We start from the raw sequence: 23,379 nt of genomic DNA on the forward strand, positions 1-23,379 counted from the left end.
ATGTCAGAGCAGTTTTCACATATTTCCGTCCTTCTCCACGAATCCATTGAGGGTCTAGCTCTCAAGCCTAACGGTATTTATATCGATGGTACGTTTGGACGTGGTGGTCACACCCGCGAGATCTTGTCACGTTTAGATGAGAATTCTCGTCTTTACAGTATTGATCGTGATCCTCAGGCGATTGCTGAAGCGGGCAACATTGATGATCCGCGTTTTAATATCATTCAAGGCCCTTTCTCTGGTATTCAGCAATATGTTGAAGAGCTAGGTTTGAGCGGAAAGATCAATGGTGTTTTGTTGGATCTAGGCGTTTCATCGCCTCAACTTGATGATGCAGAGCGTGGTTTCAGCTTTATGCGTGACGGTCCGTTGGACATGCGCATGGACCCAACATCCGGTATTTCAGCAGCTCAATGGCTTCAAGAAGCTGACGCAGATGATATTGCGTGGGTATTGAAAGTCTTTGGTGAAGAGCGTTTCGCTAAGCGTATTGCTCGCGCCATTGTTGAACATCGTGAAGATGAGGAAAAAGAGCCTCTGACTCGCACGCTGCAACTGGCCAAGCTGATTGCTAATGTCGCTCCGTCGAGAGACAGAAAAAAACACCCAGCGACGCGCAGCTTCCAGGCAATTCGTATTTACATCAACAGCGAGTTGGATGAAATCGAAACCGCATTGCAAGGTGCATTGAACATCCTTGCGCCGGAAGGGCGTTTATCGGTGATTAGCTTCCATTCTTTGGAAGATCGCTTGGTGAAGCAATTTATTCGTAAACAAAGCAAGGGGCCAACTGTGCCTCATGGTTTGCCGCTGACAGAAGAGCAAATTCGTGCATTGGGCAGTGCAAAGATGAAGCCTGTAGGCAAAGCACTTAAACCAAGCGATGGTGAAGTTTCAGACAATACACGTTCTCGCAGTTCAGTGTTGCGAGTAGCTGAAAAATTAGGTGACTAATGGAACGCGCACCGGGTCTGACTAAGCAAATATTTCATGACCTTACCACTGTGGGTAAGGTGCCATTGGTGTTGCTGGTACTGGTGCTGCTTTCCGCATTATCTGTGGTGTATGTTACGCAAAAAACACGCACTGAAATTGCCCATCAAGATCGGTTATTGATGGAGCGAGAAAGGCTTGAGGTTGAGTGGCGAAATCAGATCCTCGAAGAACATGCATTATCGGAACATAGCCGTGTCGAGTCCATGGCACGGAATGATCAGGACATGATTCGTCCTGACAGCAGACGTGAAATCATAGTGAGTCAATAGTGTTTAAGGGAAAGAACAAACCAACGAATCAACGCGCCAAGAAGCCAGCGCCAACACTGATTAAGTGGCGTTTCGTGACGGTTTGCGTGTGTATTTCTTTCGCTTTGGTTGCCCTGATATCTCGTGCTGCTTATATTCAAGTGATAGAGCCTGATCGCCTTCGTTATGAAGGCGATTTGCGTTCTGTTCGCGTCAAAGCCCTCCATTCTTCCCGCGGTATGATCACTGACAGAAATGATGAATCTCTGGCAGTAAGTGTGCCTGTTGAAGCGGTCTACGTTGACCCCGTCACCGTTTATAAAAACGGGGGCCTGAAAGAAAAAGATCGCTGGTATGCGCTAGCTGATGTACTGGGGCTAGATCGTGAGAAGATGCTCACTCGCATTGAAAAGAACCGCAATAAGCGCTTCATCTATCTTCAGCGCCAAGTTGGCCCTGCTGTCGCCAATTATGTGGCAGGGCTGAAACTGCCGGGCATTGGTATGAACGATGAATCTCGCCGTTTTTATCCAACCGGAGAGGTTAGTGCTCACTTAGTTGGCGTCACTGGTATCGATGGTCGCGGCCTAGAAGGCATTGAGCGAGGCTATGATGGTTGGCTTAGTGGTGAACCAGGTCGTCGCACCGTGCGCAAAGACAGATACGGTCGTGTGGTGGAAAACATATCTTTGGAAGCCAAAGAAGAAGGTAAGCCGCTGCAGTTGAGCATCGATCAACGCCTTCAAGCCATTTCCTATCGCGCCATCAAGCAAGCGGTTGCAGACTATCGAGCAACATCGGGATCGTTAGTGATGGTGGATGTGCGCACTGGCGAAGTGTTAGCCATGGTCAATGCCCCGTCATACAACCCTAATAATCGCGCTGATCTCAAAAGTTTTAAAATGCGTAACCGCGCTATCACAGACGTTTTTGAGCCGGGTTCAACCATCAAACCTTTGGTGGTATTGGCTGCGCTTGAGAATGGCGTTGCAGATGAAAACACTATCATTGATACCGGCAATGGCGTGATGTCCATTGGTGGTGCACGAGTGCGTGATGTGTCCAAAGCGGGCAAGGCCGACCTTCGAAAAATTCTTCAAAAATCCAGTAATATCGGCGTCAGTAAACTTTCGCTCTCTATGCCAGTTGAAGCCTTGCTTGGCCTTTACAGCAGTTTTGGCATTGGTGATGCTACTGGCGTGAACCTGATTGGTGAGTCATTCGGCTTATACCCTAACCGCCGTCGTTGGTCTGACTTTGAGCGTGCGACGCTTTCGTTTGGTTACGGATTATCTATTACCCCTGCGCAATTGGTTCGCGCCTATGCCGTTCTTGGTGGATTAGGTGTAAATCGCCCGCTGTCGATTTTGAAAACCGAAGCGGTTGTGCCGGGCAAGCAAGTTGCTTCCCGTGAAAACACCCGCAAGGTGCTAGACATGCTTGAAGCCGTTACCCAGGAAGGTGGCAGTGCGAGAAGAGCCGCGGTGGAAGGCTATCGTGTTGGTGCTAAAACCGGTACAGCAAAAGTGGCTGTCGCCGGCGGCTATGGTGATGAATATATTGGTTATACAGCGGGGATCGCACCTATCAGCAATCCGCGCATCGCTATCGTGGTTGTGATCAATGAACCGCAAGGCGACAAATACTACGGTGGTCAGGTTGCGGCCCCTGTGTTTTCAGACGTAATGAAGAGCGCGTTGCAGATATTAAATATTGCACCGGACGCTCAGCAACCCTCGTTACAGATTGCTAAAACGGACAGGCAAAACTGATGCCGAATACCAGCTTTAAAGAACTTCTAGCGCCGTGGTTTGACGCTGCGCCAGATATCAAAATTTCCGGTTTGAAACTGGACAATCGCCAGATAGTTCATGGTGATGTGTTTGTTGCCGTTCAAGGGCATAGCTTGGACGCGCGTCGTTATATTCCTGACGCTATTGCCGCAGGTGCTGTCGCGATTATTGCCGATGAAGGCGATACCAGCGGGCAGTTTGGGGTTTCACTCCACGCTGATGTTCCTGTAGTGGCTTTTCCCCACCTAAAATCTACGTTATCAGATATCGCCGCACGCTTTTATCAGGCACCAAGCCTTGCGATGACGACGATCGGTATTACCGGCACAAACGGTAAGACAACAGTCAGCCAGTTGATTGCCCAGTGGATTGATTTGTTAGGTGGGAAAGCAGCGGTTATGGGGACAACAGGGAACGGTTTCCTGTCGTCACTCGAAGCCGCGTTAAATACCACGGGCAGTGCGTTGGATATCCAGCAGCAACTCGCACAGTTTAAAGGTCAAGGGGCGACCCATGTGGCAATGGAAGTGTCTTCGCATGGTTTAGTGCAAGATCGCGTGAAAGCTGTCTCTTTCGATGCGGCGATCTTCACCAATCTCAGCCGTGATCACCTTGATTATCATGGCACGATGGAAGCCTACGCTGAGGCCAAACTGCGTTTGTTTACGCATTATGGCTCACCAGTGCCAGTGATTAATGTAGATGATCCTATTGGCGCGGATTGGGTGCGAAATATGCCTGAAGCCGTTGCTGTCTCTATGTCAGAACATACAGTCAGTGCCCATCAAGGCAAAAAACTCTGGTTGACGGATGTGACCTATGCGACCAGTGGTGTGACCATCGCTTTCTCCTCATCGTGGGGGGAAGGAGAATTCACTGCGCCTTTGGTGGGTGAATTCAATGTGATGAATTTGCTACTGAGCTTGGCAACATTGCTCGGTCTGGGGTACGACAAAGCCACTCTTCTGGATGTCGCCCCACAACTTCAAGCCGTTATCGGTCGAATGGAAGTCTTTCATCACGCTGACAAACCCATGTTAGTTGTTGATTATGCTCATACGCCCGACGCCCTAGAAAAAGCACTTCATGCACTGCGCCGTCATTGCGACGGTAAGTTGTGGTGTCTGTTTGGTTGTGGTGGCGACAGAGACACGGGCAAACGTCCAATGATGGCTGAGATTGCAGAGCGTCTCGCCGATGTCGCCATTTTAACGGACGATAATCCTCGCTCGGAACCTCCAGAAAGCATTGTTGCCGATATGCTCAAGGGCATGGCCTCGCCAGAGAAAGCCGTTATTCTTCATGACCGCGCGGAAGCGTGTCGCTATGCTTTTGAAAACGCGTCAGAAGATGATGTGATTCTGGTTGCCGGGAAAGGCCACGAAGACTACCAAGTATTGGCCACAGGTACAGTTCATTATTCCGATCGTGAAACGGTTCGCGATCTGCTGGAGGTAAAGGGATGATCCCGGTTTCGCTGCAAACGTTGCAGTCTGTTTTAGCGGCTGACCTGCAAGGTGAAGACGTCATCATCAATGCCGTATCAACCGATACACGTTCACTCGGTGAAGGCGCTCTGTTTGTGGCGCTGGTGGGTGAGCGTTTCGATGCGCATGACTTTATCGATACCGCAAAAGCCAATGGTGCTTCTGCATTGTTGGTATCGACACCAGTAGACTCTGACTTGCCACAGTTGGTGGTTAAAGACACCAAACTGGCATTGGGTCAACTTGGTGCTTGGGTTAAAGCCCAGTGCGATGTGAAAACCATTGCGCTAACAGGCAGTTGTGGCAAAACCACGGTAAAAGAAATGTTGGCGGCGATTTTATCTCAACAAGGGCAAACCTTGTATACCGCGGGTAATTTCAATAACGACATCGGTGTACCTTTAACCTTGCTGCGTTTAACGCCTTCAGACACATTTGCTGTGATTGAGCTGGGTGCGAATCACATCGGAGAAATTGCTTATACCACACAGTTGGTTAAGCCAGACATTGCGATGGTGACGAACTTAGCGGCCGCCCATCTTGAAGGTTTCGGTTCGCTAGACGGTGTGGCTAAAGCCAAAGGCGAAATCTTCGAAGGTCTGGAAGATGGCGCGCTGGCGATTGTTAACCTCGATAGTTTCGGTGGTGAACGTTGGGGTGACGCACTGAAAAGTAAGCAGTTGCTTACCATGACGGTTTCAGGAAAAGATGCTGACTACCGAGCTGAGAATATTCGACAAACTGACAACGGTTGTTTCGAGTTTGATTTAGTGACGAACGAGGGTGTTTATCCGTTGTTTGTGAATTTACCCGGACAACATAATGTCGCGAACGCGATATTGGCAACCATAGCGGCACTGAATGTTGATGGTGTCACCATGGATGATGTGGCGCGTGGTCTCGCTTCCGTGTCGCCTGTTAAGGGCAGAGGCGCGATAAGCTTCCCGCGTCCGGGACTTCGCCTAATCGACGACAGTTACAACGCCAGCCTTGCCGCCATGAAAGCCGCTATTGATTTACTAGATAGCTTTGCGGGCGATAAGGTTATCGTTTTAGCCGACATGGGAGAGATGGGAGAACACTCTGCTGCGGTACACCAAGAAGTGGCAGACCATCTTAGCCAAGCCTCCATTCAAACCGTGATCACTCATGGGCCAGCCAGCGAAGCCATCAGTGCTCGTTGCGGTGGTCAACATTTTGAAAACAAAGACGCCCTGATGGCGCATGTAGTAGAACTCATGAAAACAAAACGTGAAGTATCCGTTTTGGTCAAAGGGGCCAACGGAATGAAAATGTCAGAAGTGGTAGCAGCAATCGAGGAGAGCGCGTCATGCTAGATTGGCTATCGGATATTCTTGCCCAGCACATTCCCTTCTTCAGGCTATTTGATTACCTGACATTTCGCGCCATTCTCAGTGTGTTGACCGCTTTGGTGCTTTCCCTTTGGATGGGACCGCGATTGATCGCCCGTTTGCAGATGTTGCAGATTGGTCAGGTGGTGCGCAACGAAGGCCCTGAATCTCACTTCAGCAAGCGCGGAACGCCCACAATGGGCGGATTGATGATCCTCACTGCGATTACCGTCACTGTGCTGCTGTGGGCTGATTTGTCCAACCCGTATGTTTGGGCGGTGTTGTTTGTCACTTTAGGTTATGGCGCCATTGGTTTTGTCGATGATTATCGCAAAGTAGTGCGTAAGAACACCGATGGTCTTATCGCTCGTTGGAAGTACTTCTGGCAATCTGCCATCGCTTTGGTCGTTGCGTTTGCGCTGTATGCTTACGGCAAAGATACCGCCGCTACTCAGCTAGTTGTGCCTTTCTTTAAAGATGTGATGCCGCAGCTGGGCCTGTTTTATGTAGTGTTTACCTACTTCGTGATTGTTGGCACTAGCAACGCGGTTAATCTAACCGATGGTCTGGATGGCCTTGCCATTATGCCGACTGTGATGGTCGCGAGTGGCTTTGCATTCATCGCGTGGGCAACAGGCAACGTTAACTTCGCCGAATACCTGCATATCCCTTATATCAAAGATGCGGGTGAACTGGTGGTGGTTTGTGCGGCGATTGTCGGCGCTGGCCTGGGATTTTTATGGTTTAACACCTATCCAGCACAAGTCTTTATGGGCGATGTGGGCTCACTTGCACTGGGTGGCGCGCTAGGCACTATTGCTGTGTTGGTACGTCAAGAATTCTTGCTTGTGATCATGGGCGGTGTGTTTGTGATGGAAACCTTGTCTGTGATTTTGCAGGTGGGTTCTTACAAACTGCGCGGACAACGTATTTTCCGCATGGCACCTATCCATCATCACTATGAGTTGAAAGGCTGGCCTGAACCACGAGTGATTGTTCGTTTTTGGATTATTACCTTGATGCTTGTGCTGATTGGCCTTGCGACGTTGAAGGTGCGCTAAATGAAGATTGACGCCACGAGCAAAAGCGCTGAGAACAAGCACGTTGTGGTGATAGGGCTTGGTATGACGGGGCTCTCTGTCGTGAACCATCTGGTCACGAAATCGGATAACGCAAGCATTCGTGTCATAGATACCCGAGATAATCCGCCGGGCGCTGACAAGCTACCACCTAACGTGGATCTTCATGCTGGTGGTTGGAATATGGCATGGCTTCTTGATGCCGATCTTATCGTTGCGAGCCCAGGTATTGCATTGGCAACTCCCGAACTCAAAGCAGCGGCAGAAAAAGGCATCGAGATTGTTGGTGATATTGAATTGTTTGCGCGGGATGTGACAGCGCCAGTGATTGGTATTACCGGCTCCAACGGTAAAAGCACTGTCACCAGCCTTGTCGGTGAAATGGCGAAGGCGGCGGGCGTGAATGTAGGTGTGGGCGGCAATATAGGTTTTGCCGCGTTGGATATGTTGGCATATGACCATGATCTCTATGTATTGGAACTCTCTAGCTTTCAATTAGAAACCACGTCGTCACTCGACATGACTGCGTCTGTATTTTTGAATTTGTCAGAAGACCACATGGATCGCTATGACGGTATGGATGATTACCGACAAGCGAAGCTGCGTATCTATGATCAAACTCAGCTTGCTGTATGGAATCAAGATGATATTCAGACACAAGCGCCAGCTAACCAATACGCTGAAAGTTTTGGTTTCTCACAAGGTGAGTACACACTCACTCTTCATCAGGGTGCTGAGTGGTTGACGGCAAAAGGCGAGCCTATTATGGCGGTGTCCGACATCGCCTTGGTTGGTCGTCACAATGTGGCTAATTGTCTTGCTTCAATGGCGCTCGCCGATGCGGTCGGGATTGACCGAGCGGCGCAATGTCAGGCAATGCGCGAATATTGTGGTTTGCCTCACCGTTGCCAACAGGTATTGGAACATCGCGGTGTTTTATGGGTCAACGATTCTAAGGCGACAAACCCTGCGAGTACTTTGGCAGCGTTGGATGGTCTTCAATTGCCCGGTAAGCTACATCTTCTTGTTGGGGGTGACGGCAAAGGCGCAGAGTTTTCATCATTGAAGCCCGTGCTTGCCGCATTGGATGTGACTTTGTATTGCTATGGTCGAGATAGACAAGCATTTTCGAACTTAGTCTCTTCACCTGTGGTGGTTGAAACCATGCAGCAAGCCATGGACATCGCTGCAGAGGCGGCAAAATCCGGAGACATGGTTTTGCTATCGCCAGCGTGCGCGAGTTTCGATCAGTTCACCAACTTTATGGTACGTGGCGATACGTTTGCTGAGTATGCCAAAACCATTACCGAATATAACGCCAAGGAGACAGTGGCAGAATGATGAGTGCGAAGTGGGAAGACATGCGTGTCTTGCGTTGGTTGTCGCGACCAGCGCCCACTGCTTTGTACGACAGACACCTTGTTTGGCTCTCGTTTGGATTAATGATGGTGGGCCTGATCATGGTTTCGTCTGCCTCAATTCCAGTGTCGACTCGCTTGGTTGATCAGCCATTCTATTTTGCGATGCGTCAGGGAGTGTACCTCATCGGTGCGCTAATCATTGCCGCTATGGCGTTGCAAATCCCACTGGCTCGTTGGCAACAACTCAGTATTCCCATGCTGTTTATCTCACTGGGGTTGCTGGTTGCGGTTTTGGTGGTGGGGCGTTCGGTTAACGGCGCGGTACGCTGGCTACCGTTAGGTGTGATTAACCTTCAGCCTGCAGAAGTGGCGAAACTGTCCCTCTTTTTGTTCATCGCAGGTTATCTCGTTCGCCGACATGGTGAGGTACGAGAAAGCTATACGGGGTTCCTTAAGCCGCTCGCTGTGTTGGTTATTATTGCTGGCTTGTTGCTGCTACAACCAGATTTGGGCTCTGTGGTCGTCATGTTTGTGACCACCATTGGCATGTTGTTCATTGCTGGCGCTAAACTCTGGCAGTTTGGCGTGCTGCTCTTTAGTGGACTAGGGCTGGTGGGTTTGCTGATTGTCGCGGAGCCTTACCGCGTAGCGCGTGTCACGTCGTTTTTAGACCCATGGCAAGACCCCTTTGGTAGCGGCTATCAGCTAACCCAATCTCTTATGGCGTTTGGTCGAGGAGATTGGTGGGGGCAGGGATTGGGCAATTCCATTCAAAAGCTTGAATACTTGCCCGAAGCGCATACTGACTTTGTTATTGCTGTGCTTGCTGAAGAATTAGGATTAGTCGGCGTTGTTGCGGTGCTGTTGATGGTGTTTGCGTTGGTTTTCCGTGCGCTGTTTATCGGTAAACGCTGTCTTGAGGCTAATCAACTATTTGGTGGGTTTCTCGCGTTTGGCATCGGTATTTGGTTTGCGTTTCAGGCCCTTGTCAATGTTGGCGCTGCGGCGGGGATTGTGCCAACGAAAGGTTTGACCTTACCACTGGTAAGTTATGGTGGTTCTAGTTTATTTATTATGTCGACAGCGGTCGCCATTCTTCTTCGCATTGATTATGAATACCGTTTAGAGACCTCTCAGGCGCACCAACGAATAGTGACCCATGAAAAACGAAAACGAACGAAAACATAAGAAATTATTAGTGATGGCTGGAGGGACTGGCGGTCATGTTTTCCCGGGGTTGGCGGTTGCCAATGAACTGCAGCAGCAGGGCTGGAAAATTCGCTGGTTAGGCACCGCAGACAGAATGGAGGCCGATTTGGTGCCTAAACATGGCATTGAGATCGACTTTATTGAAGTAAAGGGGCTGCGTGGTTCAGGCTTTGCGCGTAAACTTCTCGCCCCCTGGATGGTAATAAATGCCGTACTGCAAGCGCGTAAACATATTCAACAATTTCAGCCTGATGCCGTACTCGGTATGGGTGGATATGTGAGTGGTCCAGGTGGCTTAGCGGCATGGTTGAGTGGTATTCCTGTGGTCTTGCATGAACAGAATGCGGTCGCAGGATTAACCAATCAATGGCTAGCTAAAATTGCTAAGCGTGTGTTGCAAGCGTTTCCTGGCGCATTTCCTAACGCGGAAGTGGTGGGGAATCCGGTAAGAAAAGATGTGTGCGAACTGCGTGACGCAGTGCCTTATCAAGATGGGACACCGCTGAATATTCTCGTGATGGGGGGCAGTCAAGGCGCTCGCATTCTTAATCACACCGTGCCAGAGGCACTGGCATTGCTAAAACGCGATGTGTTTGTTCGCCATCAAGCGGGTAAAGGCAACCAAGCAGATACGCTCAATCGTTTTGCGCGGGCAAAGATTGAAAACGCAGATGTTACTGAGTTTATTGATGACGTTGCAGAGGCATATGACTGGGCAGACGTATTGATTTGCCGCTCAGGAGCATTAACGGTTTCTGAAGTGTCTGCGGCGGGCGTTCCGTCGATATTTGTCCCGTTTCAACATAAAGACCGCCAACAGGCATTGAACGCAGAACATTTAGTACAAGATGGTGCAGCCATCATGATAGAACAACCCGATTTGACCGCTGAAAAGCTAGCATCGGCGTTAGAGCACCTAGATTCACAGTCGTTGATGACAATGGCACACGCTGCGAAACGCGCAGCGATTACCGATGCGGCAGCGCGTGTAGCTGCTGTCATCAAAGACGTAGCGAAATAAGAGAACAAGTGATGGGCAAGTTTGATAGTCATCAGTTAGAAAAAATCAGAACCATGGTGCCAGAGATGCGCCGTGTTAAGCGTATTCACTTCGTCGGTATTGGCGGCGCGGGAATGTGCGGCATTGCCGAAGTACTGTTGAATGAAGGTTATGATGTGTCGGGTTCTGATTTATCGGAAAACCCAGTCACTCAGCGTCTCGAAAGTAAAGGAGCCAAGGTTTTCTTTGGTCACGCAGAAACCAATGTGAACGGCGCAAGTGTGGTGGTGGTATCAACGGCTATCCAGCAAGACAACCCTGAACTGGTTGCGGCAAAAGCGGCACGTATTCCTGTGGTTCGCCGAGCTGAAATGCTGGCGGAATTGATGCGCTATCGCCATGGTATTGCTGTTGCAGGTACACACGGTAAAACCACGACCACGGCACTGACGACCTTGATCTACCAAGAAGCAGGGCTTGATCCAACGTTTGTGAACGGTGGCTTGGTAAAAAGTGCTGGCACGAACGCACGTTTAGGCTGCAGCCGCTATTTAATTGCCGAGGCGGATGAAAGCGACGCGTCTTTCCTTCACTTGCAGCCGATGGTTGCAATTGTGACCAATATCGAAGCAGACCACATGGACACCTACGGCGGTAACTTCGATAACTTAAAGCAAACTTTTATCGATTTCTTGCACAAACTGCCGTTTTACGGACAAGCGGTAATGTGTATTGATGACGAGGTTGTCAGAGAAATTATCCCGTTGATTGGCCGTCAGGTGATCACGTATGGTTTTTCTGACGATGCAGACGTACAACTTCGAGACTACCGTCAAGAAGGTCAAAAAGGCATTTTTACCATTCGTCGCATAGGCAAGCCTGATTTAAATATCGAGCTTAATATTCCTGGTCGTCACAATGCTTTGAATGCAGCAGCTGCCGTTGCTGTTGCAACAGAAGATGGCGTAGAAGATGAAGCAATTTGGCGTGCACTTGTGAACTTTGAAGGCACGGGACGTCGCTTTGATCAACTCGGACTGTTCCCTGTTGATGACGGCGAAGCCTTGCTGGTTGATGATTATGGTCATCACCCAAGTGAAGTGGATGTAACGATTCAAGCGGCGCGCGCTGGTTGGCCGGATAACCGTCTTGTGATGGTGTTCCAGCCACACAGATACAGCCGCACTCGTGATTTGTATGATGACTTCGCCAACGTATTAGAAAACGTCGATGTGTTGTTGATGTTGGATGTTTACTCCGCGGGAGAAACCCCGATCGCGGGTGCGGACGGTCGTAGCCTTTGCCGCACTTTACGTGGGCGCGGCAAGATCGATCCTATCTTCGTTTCGGACGTAGATGCATTGCCAGCAGCGCTGGGTGCAGTGTTGCAATCTGGTGACTTAGTTTTGACACAAGGCGCTGGAGATATTGGTAAAGTGGCTAGAAAACTGGCTGAAATGAAACTAGATAAAAAAGCGCTGAACGCACAGATATAAGCATGATTGCACGTGTTGCAATGCGTCATGACGGGTAATGTCTAATTTTTAACCTGATTTTGCACGTTTTGCATGTATTTGATCTCAGCTTTATCACTTATGCGCCAACAAGGCTTGGTGACCTGTCAAACTGACCGTTATAATCCGGTCGGCTTTGTATAGCGAAGCGACAGGTTGCCCAATAGAGGCGAGGCAATAGCCTGAAATGACAGATGTGACCGCGAATGACATACCGGCTCAACCTTCAATGTTAAGAGAACATTGGGGGGGGCTGGTGTTTTTGGTGTTTGTCATTTTGGCGATTCTTTGGTTGTTGCTCCGAGTCCTGAGTTGGATGGGTGATGAAAAACAACTGCCATTGTCCCAAATTGTTGTACAGGGTGAATTAACGCATCTGTCGTCGGTAGAGGTCAGAAATGCTGTTCTTCAAATAGGGCCTTTGCAAAGTTTCATGTTGCAAGACGTGGATGATATTCATGGTGCAATTTCGGCTTTGCCTTGGGTTGCCAATGTGGCTGTTCGTAAGCAATGGCCAGATACATTAAAAGTTGATGTGACTGAATACACACCTCAAGCAGTCTGGAATGGATCCCAATTGCTGGATGTAGGTGGCATTGCGTTTAGCGCAAGTCCTGACGACGTTAAAGAGAAAGGCCTGGTGTCATTACATGGCCCAGAAGGGAGCGAGAAGGAAGTGTTGGATGCATGGCGTGAAATGCGTGACATATTGCAACCAACCCATCTTAATATTGCAGCCTTAGCGTTGAATGATCGCCGCTCTTGGCGAATAGTCACACAAGACGGAATTCGGATTGAGTTAGGCCGAGAGTCGAGACAAGAAAGATTACATCGTTTTGTGGATGTGTTTGATGATATGAACGCCACGGGACGAGATATTCAATACGTAGATTTGCGCTATGACACTGGTGCCGCTGTGGGCTGGAAAGCTCCAGAACAAGCGCTCAGTGAAGAGTAAGCCTAAGAGTAGATGGAATGAAGCAAGCAACTGACAGACCACTGATTGTTGGATTAGACATCGGGACATCGAAAGTCTCAGTGTTAGTCAGTGAAATATTGCCTGATGGCGCAGTGAATGTGCTGGGTGTAGGTACAACACCGTCTCAGGGGATGGATAAAGGTGGCGTCAATGACCTTGAATCCGTCGTGAAATCGGTTGAACGAGCAGTCAACGGCGCAGAAATGATGTCTGACTGTAAGATCCATTCTGTATTTTTATCGCTGTCAGGTAAGCACATTCATTGTTTAACTGAACGCGGGATGGGCACGATTTCGGATGAAGAAGTGACCCAAGATGACGTAGATATGGTTATCCATACTGCGAAATCTGTAAAAATTAGTGATGAACAGCGTGTGCTGCACGTGATCCCTCAAGAATACAAAATTGATTACCAAGAAGGGATCAAAAACCCAGTTGGGCTTTCTGGCGTTCGAATGGAAGCCAGCGTACACCTGATCACCTGCCACAACGATACGGCGCGTAATATTGAAAAAGCGGTAGAGCGATGTGGCCTGAAAGTTGACCAGTTAATTTTTTCTGGGTTGGCAGCGAGCCATGCGGTGATCACCGCAGATGAAAGAGAATTAGGTGTTTGCGTCGTCGATATCGGCGGCGGAACCATGGACATTGCAGTATGGACTGGTGGTGCGCTGCGTCATGCAGCGGTGATTCCATACGCAGGTAATGTAATCACTAGTGATATCGCCTATGCATTCGGCACACCTTTGAGTGACGCAGAGAAAATCAAAGTGAAACACGGGTGTGCGCTAGGTGAGCTAGTGAATAAAGATGCGAAGGTCAATGTGCCGAGCGTCGGTGGGCGTCCTTCGAGAAGCCTACAGCGTCAAACATTGGCTGAAGTCATTGAGCCACGTTGCAGTGAATTGTTGGGGTTGGTGCAGCATGAATTGGAACGTGTGCAGGAACGATTACGCGCACAAGGTGTGAAGCATCAATTGGCCGCAGGTGTAGTCCTGACGGGCGGTGCTGCACAAATGCAAGGATTGGTGGAATGTGCAGAGCGCGTATTCCAAAACCAAGTCCGCGTGGGTCTTCCGTCTGGCGTGACAGGATTGACGGATTACGTCAATGCACCATATCACGCTACTGCGGTAGGTTTATTACACTACGGCAAAGACAATCTATTGAACGAAACGAGCGAGCCAGAGCCTAAACGTACTGTATCAGGAATGTTCAGTAAGTTTAGTGGCTGGATCAAGAAAGAATTTTAAACCTGATGCGAACAGGAATGACGGAGAGAACACATGTTTGAACCGATGATGGAAATGTCCAATGACGCGGTAATTAAAGTCGTTGGTGTTGGCGGCGGCGGTGGTAATGCAGTCGAACACATGGTGCGTGAGTCAATTGAAGGGGTGGAGTTCATCACCATCAATACGGACGCTCAGGCGCTGCGTAAAACGGCAGTAAGTACTGTTATTCAAATCGGTGGTGATATCACTAAAGGCCTTGGTGCGGGTGCAAACCCACAGGTTGGCCGTGAATCAGCATTGGAAGATCGTGAAGCGATTAAAGCTGAGCTCGAAGGTGCCGATATGGTATTTATCGCAGCGGGTATGGGCGGTGGTACTGGTACTGGTGCTGCGCCTGTTATCGCTGAGGTGGCAAAAGAGCTGGGTATTCTTACCGTTGCTGTTGTTACCAAACCGTTTAGCTTTGAAGGCAAGAAGCGTCTTGCGTTTGCTGAGCAAGGAATCGAAGAGCTGTCTAAGCACGTTGATTCATTGATCACCATCCCAAATGAGAAGCTTCTAAAAGTACTGGGCCGCGGTATTACGCTGCTTGATGCTTTTGCAAAAGCCAATGATGTATTGCGTAACGCTGTACAAGGTATTGCAGAGCTTATTACTCGCCCTGGCTTGATTAACGTCGACTTTGCAGACGTACGCACTGTGATGTCGGAAATGGGTCATGCCATGATGGGCAGCGGCGTCGCAACCGGTGAAAACCGTGCGGAAGAAGCGGCCGAAATGGCTATTTCAAGTCCGCTTCTGGAAGATATCGATTTGGCTGGTGCACGAGGCGTTCTCGTAAATATTACAGCTGGTTTTGATATGCGACTGGATGAATTCGAAACTGTGGGCAACACTGTAAAGGCTTTTGCCTCAGATAATGCCACTGTGGTTATCGGTTCTTCGATGGATCCAGAGATGAGTGACGAATTGCGAGTAACAGTAGTTGCTACTGGTATTGGTAACGAGCGCAAGCCAGACATCACTTTGGTACCTGGAACTCAAAAACCAGCGCCAGTGGAAAATAAGGCACAGCCTTTGCAAGAAACGCCAAAGGCGGCAACAAATGTTTCAAGTGGACAGGCGCTCGAAAGTTCAGCTCAACCACAAACATCTAACGTTGCACCTAAGCCGAAGCAAGAGCAAGACTATCTGGATATTCCTGCATTCTTGCGTAAGCAAGCGGATTAATCAGGCGGCGCTTGGTTTGTGTACAGCAGCATGATATTATGCTGCCCGTTTTGTCTCGTGTGACACTGTAATGGGTGATATGAGGCGCAAAAAAGATTTTCAGTTGGGAATGGCAGATGATTAGACAACGAACATTAAAAACTATTGTTCAAACGACTGGGGTGGGTTTGCACTCTGGACGTAAGGTCACATTGATCCTGCGCCCAGCGGCAGCTAACACCGGCGTAATTTATCGCCGTACTGACCTGAATCCTCCTGTGGATTTTCCAGCAGATCCAGCGTCAGTTCGAGATACCATGCTGTGTACTGCACTGGTCAATGACGATGGCGTTCGTATTTCTACCGTTGAGCACTTAAATGCTGCTCTTGCTGGTATGGGTATCGATAACGTTATCGTTGAAGTAGACGCACCAGAAATCCCAATCATGGATGGTAGCGCAAGCCCATTCATCTACTTGTTGCAATCAGCGGGTATTGAAACACTTAATGCACCAAAACGTTTTGTGCGCATTAAGAAACCTGTTCGCATCGAAGACGGCGACAAGTGGGCTGAATTGTTACCTTATGATGGTTTCCGTTTAGATTTCGCGATTGATTTCAATCACCCTGCGATTGAATCTGAGCAACAAAATCTGGTGATGGATTTTTCTTCGCAAGCGTTTATCAAAGACATTAGCCGCGCAAGAACCTTTGGTTTCATGCGTGATATTGAGTACCTCCAGTCACGTAACCTGTGCCTTGGCGGTAGCTTCGATTGTGCAATTGTTCTTGATGATTACCGCATCCTGAACGAAGACGGCCTGCGTTTTGACAATGAACTGGTTAAACACAAAGTGCTAGACGCTATTGGCGATCTGTACATGTGTGGACATAACATCATTGGTGAAATGCGTGCATTCAAATCAGGACATGCGTTGAATAACCAACTGCTTCGCGCAGTGCTTGCAGACCAAGAAGCTTGGGAATGGGCAACATTTGAAAACGAGCAGACACTGCCAGTGACATTTGCAGAGCCGGGTATGGTTCTAGCCTAAGCAAGTCATGAACACAAAAAAACCGGCGAGAATGCGCCGGTTTTTTTATGCCATTTTTTTGGAACAAACGTCTATTTGCTGCGGTTCCGCTCCGCCAGCTCTGCAATGGCTTCCAATTTCTTTCTTACTTTCTCTGGTGCTGACTGAGCGATCATCTTCAAGCATTCTGCCGCAGCGGGGCTTACTGTCCGCCACTCTTTCGCCTTCTCGATCTTTTCGGCTTCAGCTTGCTCACGTCGTGCCAAGTCAGGGTTAACTTTTATTTCTATCGTCATCAATGATGGCAAGGTGTCGCGACGAAGCGCTGACATTAACGTATGGCGGTCATAGTTAAGCCGTGTTGCCCATGAGGAAGAACCGCACTCCAAGATCAGAATACCATCGCGGTAATTAGCGACACGGCAATGTTGTGCTGATGCGGGAGGAAGTAGTGATTTCACTTGCTGGCTGAGTTGCGACAGTACCATCGCCCTTTGACGGACTTGTCCCGTTAGGCCATTTTCCAGTAAATCTTGCGCAGCTTTTGGTCTATGGTCTCTCATAATCACTTCGCGGTTGTGGCACTGCCTCAAAGAGTAACAGGGCTTTAGGGTTCTCACCAAGTTTGTTGTACAGAACAGGGTATAAGAGAAAGAACTTGCTGACGATAAAATGCACCAATATTGAACACAAAATGCACTAACTTGGCGTTGCTCGTTGGGCGGGTTCTAATTTTTGTTATCTAACGAGACTCGACCCGCATTACAAGTGGGCTGTGCCGCCGTTATGGCTTATGATAATTGCCCTAAGTGCTAATCTAGTTTGATTAAATGATCCATTGGCCTTGAAAACTATAAATCGAGGCACAAGATCAAAACCACGAAAAGAATAATCGCTGATTATTCCCATAAAGAATTTTGGGCAGAGGGACATGCTGATTTTCTCTGCCTCGCAGTATCCTGGCTTTGGCTCCCACGCTAAAGCGAAAAAATGAGAGAAACGGCAAAGCCATGTTATCGAAACTAATCACCAAAGTAATCGGAAGCCGCAATGACCGCACACTGCGCCGCCTTCGTAAAGTCGTAAACGAAATCAACAATCTTGAGCCTCAGTTTGAAGCACTCAGTGATGAAGACCTAAAAGCAAAGACCGCTGAATATCGTCAGCGTATCGAGCAGGGTGAATCTCTTGACGTGATTTTGCCTGAAGCGTTCGCAACCGTACGCGAAGCGTCTAAGCGTGTATTTGGTATGCGCCATTTCGACGTGCAGCTGATTGGCGGCATGGTGCTTAATAATGGCCAAATTGCAGAGATGCGTACGGGTGAAGGTAAAACCCTCACTGCAACACTGCCTGCTTACCTGCATGCGTTAACCGGTAAAGGTGTTCACATTGTTACCGTGAATGATTACCTTGCGAAACGTGATGCTGAAACCAACCGCGCATTGTTTGAATTCCTTGATATGACCGTTGGCGTGAATGTGCCAAACATGGCACCGCCAGAGAAAAAAGCCGCTTACTTAGCTGATATTCTTTACGGAACAAACAACGAATTCGGTTTTGACTACCTTCGTGACAACATGGCATTTCGTGCTGAAGACCGTGTTCAGCGCGAGCGCTACTTCGCGGTTGTCGATGAAGTGGATTCCATCCTAATCGATGAAGCTCGAACGCCGCTGATCATTTCAGGCCCTGCTGAAGACAGCTCTGAAATGTATGCGCGTATCAATGCGTTGATCCCACAGTTAATCCGCCAAGATAAAGAAGACAGTGAAGAATATCGTGGCGAAGGCCACTTCACGGTGGATGAGAAATCTAAGCAAGCTCACCTGACTGAAAATGGTCAAGAGTTCGTGGAAGATATGCTGAAGAAAAATGGATTGATGGAAGAGAACGATACGCTTTACTCTCCAGCAAATATTTCATTACTTCACCATATCAATGCCGCGTTGCGTGCACACGTACTATTCGAAAAAGACGTTGATTACATTGTCAAAGACAATGAAGTTATCATCGTCGATGAGCACACCGGTCGTACTATGCCAGGTCGTCGTTGGTCTGAAGGCCTTCACCAAGCGGTGGAAGCTAAAGAAGGCGTTAAGATCCAAAACGAAAACCAGACCTTGGCATCGATCACCTTCCAGAATTTCTTCCGTTTGTACGACAAACTGTCTGGCATGACAGGTACAGCTGATACGGAAGCGTTCGAATTCCAGTCAATTTATGGTTTGGATACCGTGGTTATCCCAACCAATAAACCAATGGTTCGCGATGATATGGCGGATCAGGTTTACATGACGGAGCGTGAAAAGTTCGCCGCTATTATCGAAGACATCAAAGTGCGTAGCGAAAAAGGCCAGCCAAGCCTTGTTGGTACAGTGTCTATCGAAAAATCTGAATTGCTATCAAATGCTCTGAAAGAAGCGGGTGTGAAACACGCAGTATTGAATGCGAAGTTCCACGCACACGAAGCCGATATCGTTGCTGATGCGGGTTCACCAGGTGCTGTGACGATTGCAACCAACATGGCAGGCCGTGGTACGGATATCGTGTTGGGTGGTAGCTGGCAGTCTGATGTGGCTAAGTTGGAAAACCCAACTGAGCAACAAATTGCTGACATTAAGGCGAAATGGCGTGAAACCCATGAAGCGGTGAAAGCGGCGGGTGGCTTGCATATCATTGGTACTGAGCGTCACGAATCTCGTCGTATCGATAACCAGTTACGTGGTCGTTCTGGTCGTCAGGGTGACCCTGGTTCAAGTCGTTTCTACTTGTCGATGGAAGATTCACTCATGCGCATTTTTGCGTCTGACCGTGTATCGAACATGATGAAGAAACTGGGTATGGAAGAGGGCGAAGCGATCGAGCACCCATGGGTGAACAAAGCGATTGAAAACGCACAGCGTAAAGTTGAAGGTCGTAACTTCGACATTCGTAAACAGCTTCTAGAATTCGATGATGTTGCTAACGATCAGCGTAAAGTGGTTTACGAACTGCGTGATGAGTTGATGGAAAGCAATGACATTAGCGAGATGATTGAGCACAACCGAGAGGATGTGATCGGTGATGTCGTTGACCAATACATTCCACCTCAATCCCTTGACGAAATGTGGGATATTGAAGGTCTGGAAAAACGTTTGAAAGCCGACTTTGACGTTGAGCTTCCACTTCAAGAGTGGTTGGACAACGACGACAAGCTGTATGAAGAACAGTTACGTGAGCGCATTCTGAATAACATCATCGACGTTTACCGCTCGAAAGAGAGTGCGGTTGGTGTTGAAACGCTGCGTAACTTCGAAAAAGCAGTGATGCTTCAAACGCTAGATACTCTGTGGAAAGAACACTTAGCGGCAATGGATCACCTTCGCCAAGGTATTCACTTGCGTGGCTATGCTCAGAAGAACCCGAAACAAGAGTACAAGCGTGAGTCGTTTGAACTGTTTGAAGGCATGCTGGACTCACTGAAATCAGACGTTGTGATGACGCTGAGCCGCGTTCGCGTTCAACAGCCAGAAGAAGTCGACCGCATGGAAGAGCAACGCAGAGCGCAAGCGGAAGAAGCTGCTCGTCGTCAACAAGTCAGCCATGCAGATGCTGGTAGCCAGCTAGATGACAGCCAAGACAATACGTCTGAAAGCGCTTCTGAAACTGTTGTTCGTGATGGCCGTAAAGTGGGGCGTAACGATCCTTGCCCATGTGGTTCAGGTAAAAAATTCAAACAGTGCCACGGTAAAATTAACTAATTTTAACCAGTTAACCCGAGTGGGTTAGACTTTGGTATCTGTCATTACACCCGAAAGGCCGCTTAGCGGCCTTTTTTATGGAAAGAGAGTTTGTATTACATGGACAAGAAGCAATTACACATTGCAGCGGGCATTATTCTTAATGCTGATTGCAGTGAAATCTATATTACCCAGCGTGCAGCAAAGGCGCATAAAGGCGGTTATTGGGAGTTTGCTGGTGGCAAAGTTGAGCAAGGAGAAACAGCAGAGCAAGCAGTGATTCGAGAGCTCGAAGAAGAAGTCGGTATTGTGGCAACAAGGCTCGAAGCATTTATCTCATTGGCACATGATTACCCTGATAAGGCCCTCAGGTTTGATTTTTATCTTGTGAAAGCATTCGATGGTGAGCCGTTTGGTAAAGAAGGTCAACCGGGGAGATGGGCGAAGATTGCACAGCTTGATGATTACCCTTTCCCTGAGGCGAATGATGCAGTGCTGGAAAAAATAAGAAAGGCATTTGGTGAGGTTTGATGTTCGAAGTGCAAGTCACAAGCATGAGTTTTAGTTGCACCATGCCAATGACTCGCGCCTCGTATTATCGTCGTTTCTATTATTGGTTTTCCGACCAACCATCACCATCAGACATGTCTGGTGCGCCCGCAATGCGTTTCTCTTCGTCTGCCCATTCACCCAAATCAATGAGTTGGCAGCGTTTGCTGCAAAATGGTCTGAAAGGACTGACTTCTCCCCAAACAACGGGTAGTGCACATTGTGGGCATTTTACGACGATAGGCTTATCTTGATTCACAGAAACCTCTTTTTCTAAAAATTGTTCAACAGACCGCTATGGATAGTGCCATGGTGTCAGCAACGGTTTGGTTTTCATCAAACGGCATGAAGCGTATAGCAAACCGAGATTTATGACCAGACACTAGCGGAAATGCGTTGTAGTCCGGTGAAATTTGAATACGAAGCAAGGTCGCTCCTTCAACATCTTGTTGGTAAAAACCGTTGATCACAATACTTGGTTGCAGTGCAGCCCCGCCACGCGTTAAACGAAGCCAAAATGTCAGCGCGTTTTCTAGAGGCTTAAGGGAGCCTGTCCATGTGTTCGCATCGGATTGACGATGCGCTAACGGAAGGTTCAGCCAATGATGCAGAGAAGGTAAATCAAAGCTGCATGTTCCTCCTGGAATGGAGAATCGTTGGCGAATGGATGAGAGAAACTTATCTTCTCTCAATGCCTGCCCCAAGCGAGGCGCTTGAAGTAAGACCTGTTGCAATCGACGGCTTTCTTGCAGCAACTGAGTCAGTTGCTCTGTATCGACATTCGGGACATTAAGCCATGCTTCTAACTTGGAACGTTGCTTTTCAAGATCCTTGGCAAGATCACCTTTCACTTGCACTTGCTCTAGGATTTCTGCCAGTTCGAACAGACTTTTGAAGAACACGCTCCAATGCGTATCGCCAGTCAGTGATGATGACTGATTGATTTGATTGAGAAGATACTCGAGCCGCAGGTAAACGCGAACCTGCTCATTCAAAGGGTGCTCGTATAAGGTATCGTTACTCATGGTGATTCTCAGTATCTTGTCCGGCTAAAGTGAGGTATTGAAGGTGCAACTGGTCAACTTGACGGGAAAGTTCGTCCTGTGTGCACTCATTAACGATAACGTCATCGGCAAGGGCAAGTCTATCGTCTCGCGTAGCTTGAGCGGCTAAAATTCGCTTTACCTGCTCATTTGAGACGCTGTCTCGTCGAGATGCCCGTTCAATTTGAGTGTGCTCAGGAACATCGACCACAAGAACACGGTCGCACAGTGCTTGTAGTCCGTTTTCTACAAGCAAGGGAATCACAAGCAAGCAGTACGGTGAGAGCGCTTGTTGTGTTTGAGTGCGCATCTCATGGCGGATTTTGGGATGAAGCAGTGCATTGAGCCAGTCTTTGTCTTCGGGGTGAGAGAATACGTGCTCTCGAAGTGCTGCGCGGTTAAGTTCGCCAGTGTCATCCAGCATTGTCTCGCCAAATTTCGCAGCGATGGCATTTAGCCCATCAGAGCCTCGTTCGACGACTTGTCGAGCGATGATGTCTGCATCAACGATATCAATTCCCTTATCGCCAAACAGATTGGCCACTGTGGTTTTACCGCTACCAATGCCGCCAGTGACGCCAATAACAAAAGCCATTTAATAACCCAAATAAGACGTTAAATACCAATCTAAGATGTTATTGCCCCAGAGCAGACTAATCCAGCCCGCAATCGCAAGATAAGGGCCGAACGAGAAGGGGGTCTCTTTCCCCGTCCCTTTGACTCGCATTAAGATAATGCCACAAATTGCACCGACGAATGAGGCAAATAAGATCACCATCGGCAGCGCTTGCCAACCCAGCCATGCACCCAATGCGGCTAAGAGTTTGAAATCCCCGTACCCCATACCTTCTTTGCCAGTGAGTAGCTTAAACAGCTGAAATACACTCCACAGCGACAGATAACCCGCCATAGCACCCATCACAGCATCTTGCAGCGAGAGGGGGGATATACCAATCAGCGCTAGCAGAATACCTGCCCACATCAAAGGCAGTGTCATTTGATCTGGCAATAGCATGGTATCAATATCGATAAAGCACAGCGCGACCAAGACAAAGGTTGCGGCAATCACTGCGAGCGACCAATAAGACCCCGGTAGGGTATAAGCGGTGATGCCAACCAGCACTGCGGTTAGCAATTCAACGAATGGGTAACGGATGTTGATGGGGGTTTTGCAATGTCGGCATTTACCACCGAGGATCAACCAACTCAGAACGGGCACATTGTCTATGGCTTTAACAGGAGCCTGACAAGAAGGGCAATGCGAGCGAGGAAGGCTCAGATTGAACACTTCACCATCTTTCGGTGCTGGCATCTCGTCAGGAAAGCACTCATGACACTCCGTGCGCCATTGCTCCTCCATCATTTTTGGAAAGCGATAAATGACGACGTTGAGAAAGCTGCCAACGATGAGTCCAAATAAAGACGCGAGAAATACATATAGACTCGGAGAGTCGAACAGCCAATCCATGTTGAAATCCAGTGGTAGTTTGTTGCGACATGATAACGGGTTGTGAAGCCTGTCTCTATCCTCTTATTCACTGAATTTAAACATCTATCGAATGACGGATG

General features: G+C 48.6%; 21 protein-coding genes. 16 read left to right on the forward strand and 5 right to left on the reverse strand.

The window, feature by feature from the left end; translation table 11 throughout:
• The 14 genes from rsmH to lpxC all read left to right on the forward strand — a co-directional run bounded on the left by rsmH (position 1) and on the right by lpxC (position 16,517).
• Positions 1 to 954: a 16S rRNA (cytosine(1402)-N(4))-methyltransferase RsmH gene (gene rsmH / locus L4D06_RS04060; protein WP_274162922.1), complete on the forward strand. Its 954-nt coding sequence runs from the start codon at positions 1 to 3 to the stop codon at positions 952 to 954.
• Positions 954 to 1,265, forward strand: coding sequence for a cell division protein FtsL (gene ftsL, locus L4D06_RS04065; protein ID WP_028023098.1), 312 nt, complete (start codon positions 954 to 956; stop codon positions 1,263 to 1,265). The genes rsmH and ftsL overlap by 1 nt, the downstream gene beginning before the upstream one ends.
• Entirely contained in the window at positions 1,265 to 3,016 is a 1,752-nt protein-coding gene (locus L4D06_RS04070) for a penicillin-binding transpeptidase domain-containing protein (protein WP_274162921.1), read from the forward strand. Before ftsL ends, L4D06_RS04070 begins: the two co-directional genes overlap by 1 nt.
• Positions 3,016 to 4,503: a UDP-N-acetylmuramoyl-L-alanyl-D-glutamate--2,6-diaminopimelate ligase gene (gene murE / locus L4D06_RS04075; protein ID WP_429737941.1), complete on the forward strand. Its 1,488-nt coding sequence runs from the start codon at positions 3,016 to 3,018 to the stop codon at positions 4,501 to 4,503. Before L4D06_RS04070 ends, murE begins: the two co-directional genes overlap by 1 nt.
• Complete coding sequence (locus L4D06_RS04080) at positions 4,500 to 5,861, forward strand: UDP-N-acetylmuramoyl-tripeptide--D-alanyl-D-alanine ligase (protein WP_429737942.1); 1,362 nt, start codon at positions 4,500 to 4,502, stop codon at positions 5,859 to 5,861. The genes murE and L4D06_RS04080 overlap by 4 nt, the downstream gene beginning before the upstream one ends.
• Complete coding sequence (gene mraY, locus L4D06_RS04085) at positions 5,855 to 6,937, forward strand: phospho-N-acetylmuramoyl-pentapeptide-transferase (RefSeq protein WP_028023094.1); 1,083 nt, start codon at positions 5,855 to 5,857, stop codon at positions 6,935 to 6,937. The genes L4D06_RS04080 and mraY overlap by 7 nt, the downstream gene beginning before the upstream one ends.
• On the forward strand, positions 6,938 to 8,296 hold the full coding sequence (murD, locus tag L4D06_RS04090) for a UDP-N-acetylmuramoyl-L-alanine--D-glutamate ligase (protein WP_429737943.1): 1,359 nt from the start codon (positions 6,938 to 6,940) through the stop codon (positions 8,294 to 8,296).
• Positions 8,293 to 9,504 (forward strand): cell division protein FtsW, encoded by a 1,212-nt coding sequence (gene ftsW, locus L4D06_RS04095; RefSeq protein ID WP_274162917.1) that lies wholly within the window; start codon positions 8,293 to 8,295, stop codon positions 9,502 to 9,504. Before murD ends, ftsW begins: the two co-directional genes overlap by 4 nt.
• Complete coding sequence (gene murG, locus L4D06_RS04100; protein ID WP_274162916.1) at positions 9,476 to 10,546, forward strand: undecaprenyldiphospho-muramoylpentapeptide beta-N-acetylglucosaminyltransferase; 1,071 nt, start codon at positions 9,476 to 9,478, stop codon at positions 10,544 to 10,546. Before ftsW ends, murG begins: the two co-directional genes overlap by 29 nt.
• Positions 10,547 to 10,557: 11 nt before the next feature.
• Complete coding sequence (gene murC / locus L4D06_RS04105; protein WP_274162915.1) at positions 10,558 to 12,021, forward strand: UDP-N-acetylmuramate--L-alanine ligase; 1,464 nt, start codon at positions 10,558 to 10,560, stop codon at positions 12,019 to 12,021.
• A 205-nt stretch (positions 12,022 to 12,226) separates the two neighbouring features.
• Positions 12,227 to 12,997 (forward strand): cell division protein FtsQ/DivIB, encoded by a 771-nt coding sequence (locus L4D06_RS04110; RefSeq protein ID WP_274162914.1) that lies wholly within the window; start codon positions 12,227 to 12,229, stop codon positions 12,995 to 12,997.
• Between the two features lie 17 nt (positions 12,998 to 13,014).
• A complete protein-coding gene (gene ftsA, locus L4D06_RS04115; protein ID WP_028023088.1) occupies positions 13,015 to 14,271 on the forward strand; it encodes a cell division protein FtsA in 1,257 nt (418 codons plus the stop codon).
• 33 nt (positions 14,272 to 14,304) lie between these two features.
• Positions 14,305 to 15,483 (forward strand): cell division protein FtsZ, encoded by a 1,179-nt coding sequence (gene ftsZ / locus L4D06_RS04120; RefSeq protein ID WP_274162913.1) that lies wholly within the window; start codon positions 14,305 to 14,307, stop codon positions 15,481 to 15,483.
• A 116-nt stretch (positions 15,484 to 15,599) separates the two neighbouring features.
• Entirely contained in the window at positions 15,600 to 16,517 is a 918-nt protein-coding gene (gene lpxC / locus L4D06_RS04125; RefSeq protein ID WP_028023086.1) for a UDP-3-O-acyl-N-acetylglucosamine deacetylase, read from the forward strand.
• A 71-nt stretch (positions 16,518 to 16,588) separates the two neighbouring features.
• Here the strand turns inward: lpxC and L4D06_RS04130 are convergent, their stop codons facing one another.
• On the reverse strand, positions 16,589 to 17,059 hold the full coding sequence (locus L4D06_RS04130) for a DUF721 domain-containing protein (RefSeq protein ID WP_274162912.1): 471 nt from the start codon (positions 17,057 to 17,059) through the stop codon (positions 16,589 to 16,591).
• Positions 17,060 to 17,506: 447 nt separating this feature from the next.
• Here L4D06_RS04130 and secA point away from each other — a divergent pair, with 447 nt between their 5' ends.
• Both secA and mutT read left to right on the forward strand, forming a co-directional pair.
• The gene (secA, locus tag L4D06_RS04135) at positions 17,507 to 20,239 is read left to right on the forward strand and encodes a preprotein translocase subunit SecA (protein ID WP_274162911.1); all 2,733 of its coding nucleotides are present in this window, start codon (positions 17,507 to 17,509) and stop codon (positions 20,237 to 20,239) included.
• 99 nt (positions 20,240 to 20,338) lie between these two features.
• Positions 20,339 to 20,749, forward strand: coding sequence for an 8-oxo-dGTP diphosphatase MutT (gene mutT / locus L4D06_RS04140; RefSeq protein WP_274162910.1), 411 nt, complete (start codon positions 20,339 to 20,341; stop codon positions 20,747 to 20,749).
• A 79-nt stretch (positions 20,750 to 20,828) separates the two neighbouring features.
• On the opposite strand, the gene yacG is transcribed toward mutT, so the two are convergent.
• Genes yacG through L4D06_RS04160 form a run of 4 tightly spaced genes read right to left on the reverse strand, consistent with a single transcriptional unit; the run spans position 20,829 to position 23,278 of the window.
• Positions 20,829 to 21,026, reverse strand: a complete 198-nt coding sequence (gene yacG / locus L4D06_RS04145) for a DNA gyrase inhibitor YacG (protein WP_274162909.1) — start codon at positions 21,024 to 21,026, stop codon at positions 20,829 to 20,831.
• Positions 21,027 to 21,051: 25 nt separating this feature from the next.
• A complete protein-coding gene (gene zapD, locus L4D06_RS04150) occupies positions 21,052 to 21,792 on the reverse strand; it encodes a cell division protein ZapD (protein WP_274162908.1) in 741 nt (246 codons plus the stop codon).
• A complete protein-coding gene (coaE, locus tag L4D06_RS04155; protein WP_274162907.1) occupies positions 21,785 to 22,405 on the reverse strand; it encodes a dephospho-CoA kinase in 621 nt (206 codons plus the stop codon). The genes zapD and coaE overlap by 8 nt, the downstream gene beginning before the upstream one ends.
• Entirely contained in the window at positions 22,406 to 23,278 is an 873-nt protein-coding gene (locus tag L4D06_RS04160) for a prepilin peptidase (RefSeq protein ID WP_429737944.1), read from the reverse strand.
• Positions 23,279 to 23,379: the final 101 nt, after the last annotated feature.

Source organism: Enterovibrio makurazakiensis (genome assembly GCF_050336585.1).
In the GTDB taxonomy this organism is placed as follows: Bacteria; Pseudomonadota; Gammaproteobacteria; order Enterobacterales; family Vibrionaceae; genus Enterovibrio; species Enterovibrio gelatinilyticus.

Excerpts from the sequence above, each read along its gene's own strand:
- rsmH (WP_274162922.1), top strand. The coding sequence starts at position 1 with ATGTCAGAGCAGTTTTCACATATTTCCGTCCTTCTCCACGAATCCATT.
- ftsL (WP_028023098.1), top strand. The coding sequence starts at position 954 with ATGGAACGCGCACCGGGTCTGACTAAGCAAATATTTCATGACCTTACC.
- murE (WP_429737941.1), top strand. The coding sequence starts at position 3,016 with ATGCCGAATACCAGCTTTAAAGAACTTCTAGCGCCGTGGTTTGACGCT.
- L4D06_RS04080 (WP_429737942.1), top strand. The coding sequence starts at position 4,500 with ATGATCCCGGTTTCGCTGCAAACGTTGCAGTCTGTTTTAGCGGCTGAC.
- mraY (WP_028023094.1), top strand. The coding sequence starts at position 5,855 with ATGCTAGATTGGCTATCGGATATTCTTGCCCAGCACATTCCCTTCTTC.
- murD (WP_429737943.1), top strand. The coding sequence starts at position 6,938 with ATGAAGATTGACGCCACGAGCAAAAGCGCTGAGAACAAGCACGTTGTG.
- ftsW (WP_274162917.1), top strand. The coding sequence starts at position 8,293 with ATGATGAGTGCGAAGTGGGAAGACATGCGTGTCTTGCGTTGGTTGTCG.
- murG (WP_274162916.1), top strand. The coding sequence starts at position 9,476 with ATGAAAAACGAAAACGAACGAAAACATAAGAAATTATTAGTGATGGCT.
- murC (WP_274162915.1), top strand. The coding sequence starts at position 10,558 with ATGGGCAAGTTTGATAGTCATCAGTTAGAAAAAATCAGAACCATGGTG.
- L4D06_RS04110 (WP_274162914.1), top strand. The coding sequence starts at position 12,227 with ATGACAGATGTGACCGCGAATGACATACCGGCTCAACCTTCAATGTTA.
- ftsA (WP_028023088.1), top strand. The coding sequence starts at position 13,015 with ATGAAGCAAGCAACTGACAGACCACTGATTGTTGGATTAGACATCGGG.
- ftsZ (WP_274162913.1), top strand. The coding sequence starts at position 14,305 with ATGTTTGAACCGATGATGGAAATGTCCAATGACGCGGTAATTAAAGTC.
- lpxC (WP_028023086.1), top strand. The coding sequence starts at position 15,600 with ATGATTAGACAACGAACATTAAAAACTATTGTTCAAACGACTGGGGTG.
- L4D06_RS04130 (WP_274162912.1), bottom strand. The coding sequence starts at position 17,059 with ATGAGAGACCATAGACCAAAAGCTGCGCAAGATTTACTGGAAAATGGC.
- secA (WP_274162911.1), top strand. The coding sequence starts at position 17,507 with ATGTTATCGAAACTAATCACCAAAGTAATCGGAAGCCGCAATGACCGC.
- mutT (WP_274162910.1), top strand. The coding sequence starts at position 20,339 with ATGGACAAGAAGCAATTACACATTGCAGCGGGCATTATTCTTAATGCT.
- zapD (WP_274162908.1), bottom strand. The coding sequence starts at position 21,792 with ATGAGTAACGATACCTTATACGAGCACCCTTTGAATGAGCAGGTTCGC.
- coaE (WP_274162907.1), bottom strand. The coding sequence starts at position 22,405 with ATGGCTTTTGTTATTGGCGTCACTGGCGGCATTGGTAGCGGTAAAACC.
- L4D06_RS04160 (WP_429737944.1), bottom strand. The coding sequence starts at position 23,278 with ATGGATTGGCTGTTCGACTCTCCGAGTCTATATGTATTTCTCGCGTCT.